The organism is Halobacillus sp. Marseille-Q1614 (genome assembly GCF_902809865.1).
GTDB lineage: Bacteria > Bacillota > Bacilli > Bacillales > Halobacillaceae > Halobacillus_A.
In genome coordinates, this window is sequence record NZ_CADDWH010000001.1 from 553,428 (window position 1) to 567,112 (window position 13,685).

Genomic DNA, 13,685 nt, shown 5'->3' on the forward strand with positions numbered 1-13,685 from the left:
TTTTCATATCCACAATCCATATTGAATCCACGGATCCTGTACCTCGTAAGGAGTGAGGTCTGGATTATTATGATAGCCCCCTGTTGAAAAGTCTATCCAGCAGCCAATGTTTTTAGGATTTTCCCGCCAGTGGTGAAGAAGGGTTTCAAAAAATCCTGGCTGGGTATAATGATCATTCCAGAAATATTTCACATGGGAGTAGTTGTATTTCTTTTGATCATTCTTAATCAGTACAAATCGGCTTCTATCTAAATTTACATAGAGGTTAGAATCCTGTAAGTATTGATTTGTGAAAAAGGAGGAATCAAAAGGGAACGGGTAATAACATTCATAAGGGAACAAGCCGAGCTCGTTATTAGAAAGTGCCAGCAGATAACTTCTTTTGGCGGCTGTTTCGTAAATTTCTTTCCATCGTTCACCCCGGGTATGCCCGGACAATTTACCGGGAGCTGTTAACGTTAAGTAATAGGAGATCTGGCCGTCACTCAACCCGGACTTTTCAAGCAGCCGGCGGGCCGAAAAGTTGTGAACGTGAGTATTTGCGCCCACCCACTTGAGTTTGGGAAGCTTACGAAGATCATTAATGACTGGGCGAAGCAGCTGGGTGGCATAACCTTTGGAACGATAATTTCTATCGCTTCTTAACCTTCCAAGCATGGCGAATTGATTTTTCCCAAATAAACTGTATCCCGCTACGGAGAGCAGCTGGTGGTTTTGAAAAAGACCATACAGTTCCTGGGTGGGAGAGTCCATCAGCTTGTCGTATATGCGAAGCACATAATCATCATCTATCCCTGTATCCATCTGTTGAAATGCCGGTAAATCTTCTATTGTCATTTTTCGTGACTGCAGCATTTGAGGCTCCATCAGCACAATCTCCCTTTTTAAAAATATTCTGTAAAAATATATTCTCATATATTTTTATCGGATGTCTATTATGGTGTTTCTTTAAAATTGGAAACAAGGCGCTTTTTTGATACAATTTATAAGGAGTTTAATTAGGAGGAACATGCGATGCCCAGAGGTCAAGGTAAAACAATTGCACAAAATAAAAAAGCCGGTCATGATTATTTTATTGAAGAGACATTCGAAGCCGGGATCGTTCTCCAGGGTACGGAGATTAAATCGATCCGAGCCGGCCGGGTGAACTTAAAAGAAAGTTTCGCTCGTATAAACAATGGGGAAGTTTTCATTCATAACATGCACATCTCACACTACGAGCAAGGAAACATTTACAACCACGATCCAACTCGTGCCCGCAAGCTGTTGCTTCACCGTAAAGAGATCAACCAATTGATTGGAGCCACCCAGCAAAAAGGCTATGCGCTCGTTCCATTGAAAATGTATATTAAAAATGGAGTAGCCAAGCTTCTGCTCGGACTGGGCCGCGGGAAGAAGAAATACGACAAGCGCGAAGACTTAAAGAGAAAGCAAGTCAAACGAGAAATCGATCGTGCGATCAAAGACAGCCTCAAGTAACTTAGGGGTTGAATTTTATTACGTTTGTGATATAATGATTACTGTCGCGAAAGTGGCGATTAGGAGCTTGACGCTCTGTTTAATCCTAACGGGGACGTTACGGATTCGACGGGGATAGGTCGAGCTCGGGTTGCAGGTCGAGGCGACGACTCGTACAACGTCATTTGCCTAAAATAACTGGCGAATCTAACGATAACCTAGCTGTAGCTGCGTAAGTAGTCTATAGCTGATCCTTCCTGGCATCGCTCGTGTGCCAGATCGAAGGGTCTCAAACTAAAAGCGAGCTACGCGTTTTTCCACCACCTGAGGAAGGACGAAGAGACTAATCAGGTTAGCTCCTCGGAAGCCTGTTGGTAGGCCGAAGAGAGAGTAAAATATAATATATCAACTAAACTTGTAGAAGCCCGAGTGCCGATATCTCCGGACGTGGGTTCGACTCCCACCGTCTCCACCAATACATAATTGGTGGTTTTTTTATTGCCTTTTTTAGGTTTATTACCGGCCGCTGCGATGCTCGTTTTTTACGAGTTCGAGAGTGTTTATGAGACTTTCTAGAGTAAAATTCGATTTCGCTTGTATTTGTTCCCCTTTCGAGAGCACCTTCAAATTTACGATGTTATTTCTTCTTTTATCGTCAGACAAGAACTTCTTCTAAAAAAAGAATATTATTTCCGGAAATAATTTTTCACTAATGTACAGCAGTTAAAGAAGCACAATATAGCATTATGTTGAACCAATTTAAAAAGAAATTGTTTGACAGCGTTTACAAAATAGGTTAAGTTTATACCAACAAGTTAAGGAAGTGACGGAGACTTGGAGACTCACGCGAATTTTAGTACTGGCGAATCGCATAGTACTAGGGTTTTGTGGTGAGTCTTTTTTTGTTCCTATTTCACAATAACAAGGAGGAAGTAAAATGTCAGAGTTTGCTGCAGAACTTGTAGGTACAATGATTCTAATCATTTTTGGAGGCGGAGTCGTCGGCGGAGTTGTCTTAAAAGATTCAAAGGCAGAAGGTTCTGGGTGGATTGTTATTACGATTGGGTGGGGACTTGCTGTGGCGATGGCGATTTATGCTGTAGGAAATTTCACAGGAGCTCATATTAACCCAGCGGTTACACTAGGACTTGCCATGGTTGGTGATTTCGAATGGGCAAAGGTTCCAATGTATATGGCAGCTCAAATTATTGGAGCTTTTATTGGTGGTATTATAGTATTCTTAAACTACCTGCCTCACTGGAATAAGACGAAAGATCAGGGAGCTAAACTGGCGGTATTTTCTACCGATCCAGCCATTCGCAGCCCGTTTTCTAATCTGATTAGTGAAGTAATTGGCACATTCGTATTACTGATGGGGATCCTGTTTATTGGTGCAAATGAATTTACTGAAGGTCTTAACCCATTAATTGTAGGCGCACTCATTGTGGCGATTGGTATGTCTTTAGGTGGTGCGACAGGGTATGCGATCAACCCTGCCCGTGATTTTGGTCCTCGAATCGCTCATGCTTTACTTCCGATTCCGGGAAAAGGCGGTTCTGATTGGGGATATGCATGGATCCCAATCATTGGTCCGCTTCTAGGGGGAAGTTACGGGGCGGTTTTCTATCGTGCCGTATTTGTTGGAGAATTTACCCCTCTTTTTTGGATTCTAAGTGCAGTTATGGCAGTTATTTTAACAGGTGCCGCTGCATCAGAATTGAAGAAAGCTAAGACCGCAGCCGATCAGGTAGAGAAGAAAATTGTGTAAACTTAATTTAAATATAGGAGGAGAAAAATTATGAAAGAAAAGTACATTTTATCATTAGACCAGGGGACAACTAGTTCACGTGCAATTCTATTTAACGAAGCAGGAGAAATTGTAGAAACAGGGCAAAAGGAATTTGAACAGTTTTTTCCTAAGCCGGGCTGGGTAGAACATGATGCGAATGAGATTTGGAACTCAGTCTTAGCCTGTATTGCAGAAGTGTTAAGGAAATCCGACGTTGATCCTGATCAAATTGCCGGTATCGGTATTACCAATCAGCGTGAAACAACGGTCGTATGGGATAAAAATACGGGTAAGCCGATTTATAAAGCAATTGTCTGGCAGTCCCGTCAAACTGAAGACATTTGTAAGGAGTTAAGAGCAGACGGACATAACGAAGTCTTTAATAAGAAAACTGGACTGCTGTTAGATCCTTACTTCTCTGGTACGAAAGTAAAATGGATTCTTGATAATGTAGAAGGGGCCCGTGAAAAAGCAGAGAATGGCGATCTATTATTTGGAACAATGGATACATGGCTGGTGTATAAGCTGTCTGGTGGAAAAACCCATATTACCGACTATTCAAACGCCTCCCGTACTTTGATGTTTAATATTTATGACCTGAAGTGGGACGATGAGTTACTAAACATCCTGACTGTTCCAAAAAGCATGCTTCCTGAAGTAAAACAGTCTTCTGAAGTCTATGCCAAAACCGTCGATTATCACTTTTTTGGACACGAAGTTCCGATTGCGGGAATTGCGGGAGATCAGCAGGCGGCTTTATTTGGACAGGCCTGCTTTGAAAAAGGAATGGCAAAAAATACGTACGGTACCGGCTGCTTTATGCTGATGAATACCGGGGATGAAGGTGTTAAATCTGAACGCGGATTGTTAACAACTCTAGCCTGGGGAGTAGACGGCAAAGTAGAATATGCTTTAGAAGGAAGTATCTTCGTAGCGGGGTCTGCGATCCAGTGGCTCCGTGACGGGTTAAAACTGATTGAAAGTGCACCGGATAGTGAGCAGCATGCGCTGAATGTGGAGTCCACGGATGGCGTCTACCTTGTACCGGCATTTGTCGGGCTTGGGACCCCATATTGGGACAGCGATGCCCGCGGTGCGATGTTCGGATTAACTCGCGGTACGTCTAAAGATCATGTCATTCGCGCAACATTGGAATCACTGGCTTACCAGACCAAAGATGTCCTTGATGCTATGATCGCCGATTCAGGAATTGATTTGAAAACATTACGTGTAGATGGAGGAGCTGTTAAAAACAACTTCTTGATGCAGTTCCAGAGCGATATTTTAGGTGTCCCTGTTGAACGTCCCGTTATTCAGGAAACTACAGCATTAGGAGCCGCCTATTTAGCAGGCTTGGCTGTTGGATACTGGAAAGATAAAGAAGAGATCGCAAAACAATGGAATAATGAAAAGACTTTTACGAATCAAATGACAGATGGCGAACAGGAAAAACTGTACAATGGCTGGAAAAAAGCCGTAGCCGCTACAAGAGAATTTAAATAATAGGGAGGTTTCCTGCTAAAGTGGGCAGGCTCTCTTTTATGAAATTAACATAGCCTAAAACTAATAAAAGAGCAGCTTTTTGTGGACAGCCCTCCGAATTTTTCGGAGGTGCCGTTCATGGGAGGCTGCTCTTTCATTCATTTTCTAAGATTTAATGATCCCAATACTTCGATCGCCTCAGTCATCAGGTCGCCATTGTTCAAGAGGTTTGTCACTATATTAAAATCAACGTCTAACATAATAAACATTAGGATAAGCATGAGTAAATAATCATCTTCATCTCTTCCTGAAACCGGTTTGCCTTCGAGCTGTCTTTTTAACTCTTCCACTTCCTGCTCTAACTCGTATATCCTTCTGTAATTATCATAAGCAGACATAGATATACCCTCCCTTTACCGTTTATTACCTATCATATGTCAGGGCAATTCAAGAGGGGAGGGTAAATGACTTGGATTATATAGAAAAACAGCCCGGTGTGAGCCTGGGCTGTTTTTGTTATGAGGGATCTTCGCCAATAATTCGAACTTCACGTTCAAGATCGACCCCGAAATTTTGTTTTACTGTTCTTTGAACGTGTTCAATCAAGCGGATATAGTCTGACGTTGTGGCATTATCTTTATTAATTATAAACCCGGCATGCTTTTTGGATACTTCTGCGCCGCCGATACTTGTACCTTGAAGGTTGCTGTCCTGGATCAGCTTTCCGGCGAAGTAGCCAGGCGGTCTCTTGAAAACACTGCCGCAAGATGGATATTCAAGCGGCTGCTTGGATTCCCGCTTGTAAGTTAAGTCATCCATGACAGCTTTAATATCTTCATAGTTTCCGGGCTTAAGGCTGAAAGTAGCTTCGATCACAATATCTTTATTTTTATCGATATTGCTTGTGCGGTAATCAAGATCTAAGTCCGAAGCGAGCCGCTTCACTAAGTTGCCTTCCTTATCAATCACAAAAGCATAATCGAGTACATCTTTAATTTCCCCGCCGTAAGCTCCGGCGTTCATGTAAAGAGCGCCTCCGACAGTGCCGGGAATACCGCAGGCGAACTCTAAGCCAGATAAGTTCTCTTTTAAGGCATGACGGGAAGCATCAATAATGCGCGCTCCGCTTTGGGCAACAATGGTATTTCCATCAGTGGAAATGTTATTTAATTCTTTTAGATTAATGACAATTCCCCGAATACCGCCGTCTTTAATAATTAAATTCGATCCGTTACCTAATAAGGTAAAAGGGATATTTTCATCGTTAGAAAATTTAACGACGTTTTGAATTTCTTCAAAAGTGGTGGGAGTAATAAAGAAATCGGCTTTACCGCCAAGCTTCGTATATAAGTGGTTTTTTAGCATTTCATCTACTTTTACATTTTCTTTCTTCACAAGCTCTAATAATTTCTCATAAATCATTTGTTTATCCATGCACACCAATCCTATTTAAAATAGTCATTATTAATGAAGTGTATAACAAATTATTGGGAAAGCAAAGTCTTTTCCGTAATTTGCTCCTTTAGGAACAAACACATACCTGTTTTATTTATTTTATGGAGAAATCCGTAAAATGTAAGCGTTTTACTTAAAAGAAAGTTTCTTATTTTCTGAATATTGATTGCGAACCTTGTCGTAAATCTGTATCATCATTGTAAGTACATTAATTTTTAATGCCTATATATATTGTATGAACAAAGGGAAGGGATGAGAGAATTGTCTGAGAAAAAAGATTTAAGAATTCGAAGTAAAGTCATCAGTGAAGGAGTAAACCGAGTCCCGAACCGGTCTATGCTTCGTGCCGTTGGTTTTAAAGATGAAGATTTTAAAAAGCCAATGATCGGAATTGCCAGTACGTGGAGTGAGGTAACTCCTTGTAACGTACATATCGATAAATTAGCGAAACAGGCCAAATCAGGGGCTTCCAATAACGGAGGCGCTCCGATGATTTTTAACACTATTACAGTTTCTGACGGTATCGCTATGGGCCATGAGGGAATGCACTATTCACTCCCGAGCCGTGAGATTATTGCTGATTCGATAGAGACAGTAGCCGGCGCTGAGCGTCTGGATGGAGTTGTAGCTATCGGCGGCTGTGATAAGACTACCCCTGGATGTTTAATGGCGCTTGGACGGTTAAATATTCCTTCTGTATATGTTTATGGAGGAACGATTCAGCCAGGCAAGCTAGACGGTAAAGATATTGACATCGTCTCTTCTTTTGAAGCTGTCGGGCAGTATCATGAAGGAACAATTGATGATGAGCAGCTTCATAAAGTTGAATGTCATGCATGCCCGGGTGCGGGAGCTTGCGGCGGTATGTATACGGCAAATACAATGGCAGCCGCTGTGGAAGCACTTGGAATGAGTATCCCTGGTTCTTCTTCGACTCCGGCTGTCAATGATTATAAGGAACAGGAGTGCGAGCAGGCAGGAGAACTTGTCGTCAACCTGCTTGAGCAGGACATATACCCAAGAGACATTATGACGAAAGAAGCATTTGAAAATGCGATCACAGTAGTTATGGCTCTCGGTGGTTCAAGTAATGCATTCCTCCATTTGACGGCAATCGCACATTCAACAGGGGTGGATTTGTCTATTGATGATTTTGAACGCATCCGACAACATGTCCCTCATATTGCAGACATGAAACCGAGCGGTAAGTATGTCATGCAGGACTTGTACGAAGCAGGAGGAGTGCCTGCTGTTATGAAAGTACTATTGGAAGAAGGACTTCTGCATGGAGACTGCTTAACGGTTACAGGAAGAACATTGGCTGAGAACCTGGCAGAAGCCCCTCCATTAAAAGAAGAACAGCAAGTAATCGTACCATTTGACCAGCCGATTAAGCCAAACGGGCCATTAGTTCTTTTAAAAGGAAACCTAGCGCCTGAAGGGGCTGTGGCTAAAATGTCCGGACAGAAAATCAGCCGCTTTGAAGGGCCTGCCCGGGTGTTTGATAGTGAAGCGGAAACAACAGAGGCTATCGTAAATAATAAAGTTAAAGAAGGCGATGTCGTCGTCATTCGAAATGTCGGGCCAAAAGGCGGACCGGGGATGCCGGAAATGCTGTCCATTACAGCTATGATTATCGGCAAAGGACTTAATGGGAAAGTAGCTCTTCTTACGGATGGACGTTTTTCCGGTGGGTCTCACGGCTTTGTTATTGGTCATATAGCGCCTGAAGCTGCGGCGGGAGGTCCAATCGGTCTATTAAAGGATGGAGACACCATTACCATTGATAGTGACACCCAGGAAATCAATTTCGAAATTTCTGATGAAGAATTTGAAAAGCGTCAGCGGGAATGGGTGCGTCCTGAGCCGAAGCATAAAACAGGAATGCTCGCTAAATATGCGCGTCTCGTTTCGTCTGCCTCAAAAGGTGCAGTAACAGACCATGATTTTGAACAGTAAATAAGGTTCACCATTTGCAGGGCTGTCGAGAATTTCTCGACAGCCTTTTTGTTGATTTTCATTTGCTCCTTATTTGTTTAATCAAAATCATCCCTTTCTCTTTCATTAAGGCTGATTACTTGTAAAGATGGGAAGAAAGCCACCGCATTATGATTAATTAACTGTGTAATTTAAATCTTCCTTCAACAGGTATGCCTATAAGGTGTACCTGTTTTTAATGTGATTAAAAAAGGATAATTATGAAAATTTTCTAGTGTATTTAGCTTATGAAGGTTTATTTAAAATTCCCAAAATTCTAGAAATAAGTGGCTCTCAAGTATCATTGACATTGATAATCATTATCAATTATGCTGTGTTTATGGTTTAATTGAAAATAATTATCATTTACTTGGAGGCGATCATTTGCCGGCACAAATCACTCAATTTCCTGAAACAGCTGTTCGAAGCAGGTTTGACCACCTGTTTTTGAATAAGCAGCCAACAGGTATAAAAGAATTCGAAGAAACTATTCATCAAGTTGTAAACCAATTAATCGATATAAGTTTAGAACAAACCGCTCCCTATCGTGGAAAGTCTCCGCAGCAGGTAGAGCAGGAAGTAAAAGAGGCTGTCACTTTTAATAATGAAGGTGAACCTTTAGACAAGGTATTGGAAATGATAGAACCCTCTATTTTGCAGAACAGTCTGCATGTGACAGATGAAAAATCGATGGGCCATTTGCACTGTCCGCCGCTTATAGCAGGGGTAGCTGCCGAATTAATCATTAGTGCTTACAATCAGTCAATGGATTCATGGGATCAAAGCACGGCAGCAACTTTTGTCGAAGAAGAAATGATCGGATGGTTAACCGGACAGTTCGGATTAGGTGAGAAGGCAAGCGGGGTTTTCTCAAGTGGAGGGACTCAATCGAATTATATGGGGCTGCTGCTTGCAAGAGACGCATACTGCGATAAGCAATGGAATCACAATGTGAAAAAGCACGGACTTCCTCCTGAAGCGGGAAAAATGAAAATTCTATGTTCAGAAGAAGCCCATTTTACCGTGAAGAAATCTGCCTTTCAATTAGGGCTTGGAGAAGATGCAGTCGTTTCTGTTTCAGTTGATCAGAACCACCGAATGTCCACCGCTGACACGCAGCGAAAAATCGAACAGCTGATTGAAAACGGCGACCACCCTTTTGCCATCGTTGGAACGTGCGGAACGACGGACTTTGGAAGTATTGATCCTTTGAGTGATTTAGCATCGTTAGCCAGCCGTTACAACGTATGGTTTCACGCCGATGCTGCTTATGGAGGAGCTCTTATCTTAAGCGAATCGCATGCCAGTAAGTTAAAAGGATTGGAAATGGCCGATTCCATTACTGTTGATTTTCATAAGCTGTTTTATCAGCCGATCAGCTGTGGAGCTTTTTTAGTAAATGATGAACGAAGCTTTAAATATATCAATCATCATGCGGACTATTTAAATCCCCAGGAGGATGAAGAAGAGGGCATACCTCATTTAGTTAACAAGTCGATAGCCACTACCCGCAGATTTGATGCATTGAAATTATTTATGACTTTAAAAGTTGTCGGTCTTTCTCAGCTTCAGCAAATGGTAGACCATACATTTATTACGGCGAAGAAGACAGCTGATTACATCCAGGAAACTGACCATTTATCAGTGGCTAATCCGGACCCTGAATTAAACACGGTTCTGTTTCGTTTTGAAAGTAACGATCAAACTCCTGAGAAATTAAACGAAATCAACAGGCTTATTCAGAAAGAAATACTCTTCAGCGGAAAAGCCATTGTAGCGAAAACAAAATTCAAAAGCGATGTCTTTTTAAAATTCACACTTCTTAACCCTAGGACGTCTATCGAAGATACACAGAGTGTATTAAAAGAAGTCCAGCAGCTTGGTTATAAAAGAATGGAAGAAAGGGAGGCTTTCCAGTAATGAACGGGAAAAAATATGCGGAAAAGGCCACGATTCAAAGCTTCTTGAATTGTTATTTGAGAGAAACAGGAAACTTTGAAGTGAAAAAGGGAGAAGATGATTCTGAGGTATTTGAGATACAGTTAGCCCACCTCCATGTAACGATCATCGCTTCAATTCAGTACCAATCGATTACAGGAAGGCATGTGTTTAAGTTCCCCATCTATTCATTGAAAAATGAGGAGAATATCGAGCTTGATTATATTTCGCTCGTTGCCCTTATTATGAAAGAACTTTCTCTGGAATATGGAAGAGAAGAGACAGAAGATGAACTGATGCTGCGCGTTATTTTAAGCAGCCAGCAGATTGCGAAATATTTAGAGAGCAGAGAATTTGATGCAGCGAGGTTAATCGATGATGAGTTTACTTTCATCGAAGCTGAGCAGTCGCTCCTGCTTGGACATTTGCTGCACCCCACACCAAAAAGTAAGCAGGGATTAAGCGGCGGTGAAGACGAACTTTATTCTCCGGAATTAAAGGGAGAATTCCAGCTTCATTATTTCCAGGTAAGTAATCAGTGGATACTGCAAGATTCTGCAGCAATAGAAAAGGCGTCTGATCAGGTGCTAGAGATCTTAGAAGATGATGAATACTTTGATGACGATTTGATTGAGCAGGCAGTGAATGAAGAACAAATCCTAATGCCCGTCCACCCGCTGCAGGCAAAAGATATGTTAAAGGACGAGCAAGTTCAATCATTGATCCAGTCAGGGGATATAGCTTATTTGGGACCACAGGGTTCAAAAGTTAAAGCTACTTCATCGTTTAGAACGGTTTATCGTGAAGACTCTCCTTTTATGATGAAATTCTCTGTACCTATTAAGATTACGAATTCTTTAAGAGGGAACCTGCAGAAAGAACTAGATCGAGGAGTTGAAGTCTCCCGGCTGTTAAACACCGGCTTTGGAGATGAAGTTGCACAGCAGCATCCGGCTTTTCAAATAATTGAAGATCCAGCTTATATCAAGCTTAACGTACCAAGTCCTACCGTAGCGTATGATGTCGTCCTGCGTTCCAACCCTTTTCAAAATGAAAACGGCGTATCTTTAATTGCCGGCTTATGTCAGGAACAGCCGATTTCAAACAAAACGAGACTGGCATCCATTATCGAAAAGCTGGCCCGGGAAGAAGAAAGGTCAACGGAGCAGGTAAGTAAAGATTGGTTTAGGAAATATGTAAGTTTAACTGTAGATCCGCTGCTGTCGCTGTATGAAAAATACGGACTTGCTCTTGAAGCTCATCAGCAAAACTCCTTGATTCAACTTGAGGGCGGCTACCCGGCTGAATTCTATTACCGCGATAACCAGGGCTACTATTTCAGTGAATCAAAAGCAGAGAAACTGCGAAGATATCTGCCATCTTTAAATGAAAAAAGTGACACGATCTGTAAGGACGATATTGCGGTAGAGCGGTTGCGTTATTACTTTTTTATCAATCATTTATTTGGATTGATCAACAGCTTTGGGACCCAGCGTCTCGTTAAGGAGGAAGAATTATTGGATATACTTCGGGAAAAATTGCAGCAGTTTGATACAAGTTCCCTTTTAATTCACAGCTTATTAAATTCATCCATCCTGGCATCCAAAGCCAATTTGCTGACTCGTTTTTACAATATGGATGAGCTTCAGGGCTCACTTGCCAATCAATCGGTTTATACCTACATCGACAATCCATTAGTTCTTAAGGCAGGGGTAACAAATGAAAGCTGAATTTACTAAATACGACCAGGATATCGACAGAAATATTTCGTTCGTTTCTTTTAATTTGGATGAACACTTTCCCTTGATTTTCAAGTGGATGCACGAAGACCATGTGATTCCGTTCTGGGGATTAAATAAGCCGAAAGAACAGCTCAAAAGTCACCTGGTTAATGCTGTCAACGATCATCACCAAAGCTTATATATCGGTTATATAGATGGAACACCTATGAGCTACTGGGAAGCCTACTGGGTAAAAGGGGATATTATTGAAGACTATTATGAGCCTGCAGCCAATGATCAAGGTATTCATTTATTAATAGGGGATACCGATTATTTGGGTAAAGGACTATCACTCCCACTGCTGCGTGCTATGGTTCAATTTCAATTCCAGCACAGGCAGACGAAGAAAATCGTTTCTGAGCCTGATTATCGGAATGAAAAAATGATTCATGTATTTGAACAGTGCGGGTTTGAAAACGTGAAGAAAGTCGAGCTCCCTGATAAAACAGCTCAGCTTATGTTCTGTTCACGGGAAAAATTCGAAGAGAGGTGGTCCCATGAGTATTCAGAAACCCATTTATGATGTGGTCGGTATCGGGTTAGGGCCTTTTAACTTAGGACTGGCCGCCATGTTGGACGGCATTGAAGAAATTGACGGTCTTTTCCTTGAAAAGCAGGAAGAATTTAATTGGCATCCTGGCATGATGATTGAAGGAACCACGCTGCAAGTTCCGTTCTTTGCCGATCTCGTTAGTCTAGCAGACGTCCGAAGTCCCTATACTTTTCTAAATTATTTACAGGAAAAAGGACGACTCTATCATTTTTATTTCTTAGAAAAGTTCCATATCTCACGAAAAGAATACAACGATTATTGCCGCTGGGTATCCGAGCAGCTTCGGTCCTGTCATTTTGGTAAAGAAGTAAAATCGATCGATCAGATAAAAGACGAGAATGGAGAAGAGCTCTTTAAAGTGAGCTCCTCTAAAGAGACTTACTTCGCCAAAAATATTGTCATGGGAATTGGCTCAGTGCCTTATGTTCCTGATAACTTACGAGAGCATTTAGGAGAGACAGTTTTTCATACTGCTGAATATTTAAATCATAACAAAACCCTGGACAACGCCGATTCGATTACAGTTGTAGGTTCAGGACAAAGCTCGGCAGAAGTCTTTCTTGACCTGCTGAAAAAACGTGGAACCGAAGCGGATCTTCATTGGTATACCCGCTCTAAAGGATTTTTTCCAATGGAGTATTCAAAGTTAGGGCTTGAATATTTTTCACCGGATTACACTCACTTTTTCTATCAGCTTCCACAGGAGAAAAAGGATGAGCTGTTGAAGCAGCAGGATCTTTTATATAAAGGGATAAGTGCAGAAACAATTGCGGAAATCTATGACAACCTTTACGAAGGAACTGTGGGAGAAAGTGATATGAATGTGCAGCTGCAGGCGATGTCAGAGCTTCAGTCTCTGCATAATTCAGCGGGGCAGTGGAAGGCAGAGGGCCGGCAGCTCGTCACGAATGAACCGTTTGTCCGTAAAAGTGATGTCGTTATACTAGGTACGGGCTATCAGCAGGCACTCCCGGAATTCCTCTCGCCTATGAGCCGTGAAATTCACTGGGATGATCAGGGGAGATACAAGGTGGAAGCAAACTATCAGTTAAGTACCGATATAGAAGCGGGGATTTTTGTTCAAAATGGAGAAATGCATACACATGGTGTGGGCGCCCCTGACTTAGGGCTGGGAGCCTATCGTAACACTGTCATTATTAACTCTCTGGCAGGGAGAGAGATTTTCCCGATAAAGGACAAGCATGTATTCCAGACGTTTGGAACAAAAGTAATACAAAAGCAGGGATAAAGG

The 13,685-nt window shown here is 41.9% G+C and carries 11 protein-coding genes and 1 other RNA gene; 9 read left to right on the top strand and 3 right to left on the bottom strand.

All coding sequences use genetic code 11. The features are described 5' to 3' along the window. Nucleotides 1–3: 3 nt before the first annotated feature. On the bottom strand, nucleotides 4–867 hold the full coding sequence (locus HUS26_RS02650; protein WP_173915687.1) for a GNAT family N-acetyltransferase: 864 nt from the start codon (nucleotides 865–867) through the stop codon (nucleotides 4–6). Between the two features lie 147 nt (nucleotides 868–1,014). Between HUS26_RS02650 and smpB the strand changes: the two genes are divergently transcribed. The 4 genes from smpB (at nucleotide 1,015) to glpK (ending at nucleotide 4,750) form a co-directional block, all read left to right on the top strand. Beyond that, the gene (smpB, locus tag HUS26_RS02655; protein WP_173915688.1) at nucleotides 1,015–1,479 is read left to right on the top strand and encodes an SsrA-binding protein SmpB; all 465 of its coding nucleotides are present in this window, start codon (nucleotides 1,015–1,017) and stop codon (nucleotides 1,477–1,479) included. 90 nt (nucleotides 1,480–1,569) lie between these two features. Continuing rightward, nucleotides 1,570–1,933, top strand: a transfer-messenger RNA (tmRNA) gene (gene ssrA, locus HUS26_RS02660). Between the two features lie 462 nt (nucleotides 1,934–2,395). Then, nucleotides 2,396–3,226, top strand: a complete 831-nt coding sequence (locus HUS26_RS02665; RefSeq protein WP_173915689.1) for an MIP/aquaporin family protein — start codon at nucleotides 2,396–2,398, stop codon at nucleotides 3,224–3,226. Between the two features lie 30 nt (nucleotides 3,227–3,256). Continuing rightward, nucleotides 3,257–4,750 carry a glycerol kinase GlpK gene (gene glpK / locus HUS26_RS02670; RefSeq protein WP_173915690.1) on the top strand — a complete coding sequence of 498 codons (1,494 nt, stop codon included), beginning with the start codon at nucleotides 3,257–3,259 and terminating at the stop codon, nucleotides 4,748–4,750. 137 nt (nucleotides 4,751–4,887) lie between these two features. Here the strand turns inward: glpK and HUS26_RS02675 are convergent, their stop codons facing one another. Further along, a complete protein-coding gene (locus tag HUS26_RS02675; protein WP_173915691.1) occupies nucleotides 4,888–5,127 on the bottom strand; it encodes a hypothetical protein in 240 nt (79 codons plus the stop codon). A 118-nt stretch (nucleotides 5,128–5,245) separates the two neighbouring features. Next, nucleotides 5,246–6,163, bottom strand: a complete 918-nt coding sequence (gene murB / locus HUS26_RS02680) for a UDP-N-acetylmuramate dehydrogenase (protein ID WP_173915692.1) — start codon at nucleotides 6,161–6,163, stop codon at nucleotides 5,246–5,248. A gap of 282 nt (nucleotides 6,164–6,445) precedes the next feature. Between murB and ilvD the strand changes: the two genes are divergently transcribed. The 5 genes from ilvD to HUS26_RS02705 all read left to right on the top strand — a co-directional run bounded on the left by ilvD (nucleotide 6,446) and on the right by HUS26_RS02705 (nucleotide 13,682). Beyond that, nucleotides 6,446–8,143, top strand: coding sequence for a dihydroxy-acid dehydratase (ilvD, locus tag HUS26_RS02685; protein WP_173915693.1), 1,698 nt, complete (start codon nucleotides 6,446–6,448; stop codon nucleotides 8,141–8,143). A gap of 402 nt (nucleotides 8,144–8,545) precedes the next feature. After that, complete coding sequence (locus HUS26_RS02690) at nucleotides 8,546–10,081, top strand: aspartate aminotransferase family protein (protein WP_173915694.1); 1,536 nt, start codon at nucleotides 8,546–8,548, stop codon at nucleotides 10,079–10,081. Then, nucleotides 10,081–11,829: an IucA/IucC family siderophore biosynthesis protein gene (locus HUS26_RS02695; protein ID WP_173915695.1), complete on the top strand. Its 1,749-nt coding sequence runs from the start codon at nucleotides 10,081–10,083 to the stop codon at nucleotides 11,827–11,829. Before HUS26_RS02690 ends, HUS26_RS02695 begins: the two co-directional genes overlap by 1 nt. Further along, the gene (locus HUS26_RS02700) at nucleotides 11,819–12,403 is read left to right on the top strand and encodes a GNAT family N-acetyltransferase (protein WP_173915696.1); all 585 of its coding nucleotides are present in this window, start codon (nucleotides 11,819–11,821) and stop codon (nucleotides 12,401–12,403) included. The genes HUS26_RS02695 and HUS26_RS02700 overlap by 11 nt, the downstream gene beginning before the upstream one ends. Then, a complete protein-coding gene (locus HUS26_RS02705) occupies nucleotides 12,378–13,682 on the top strand; it encodes a lysine N(6)-hydroxylase/L-ornithine N(5)-oxygenase family protein (protein WP_173915697.1) in 1,305 nt (434 codons plus the stop codon). Before HUS26_RS02700 ends, HUS26_RS02705 begins: the two co-directional genes overlap by 26 nt. Nucleotides 13,683–13,685 lie beyond the last annotated feature (3 nt).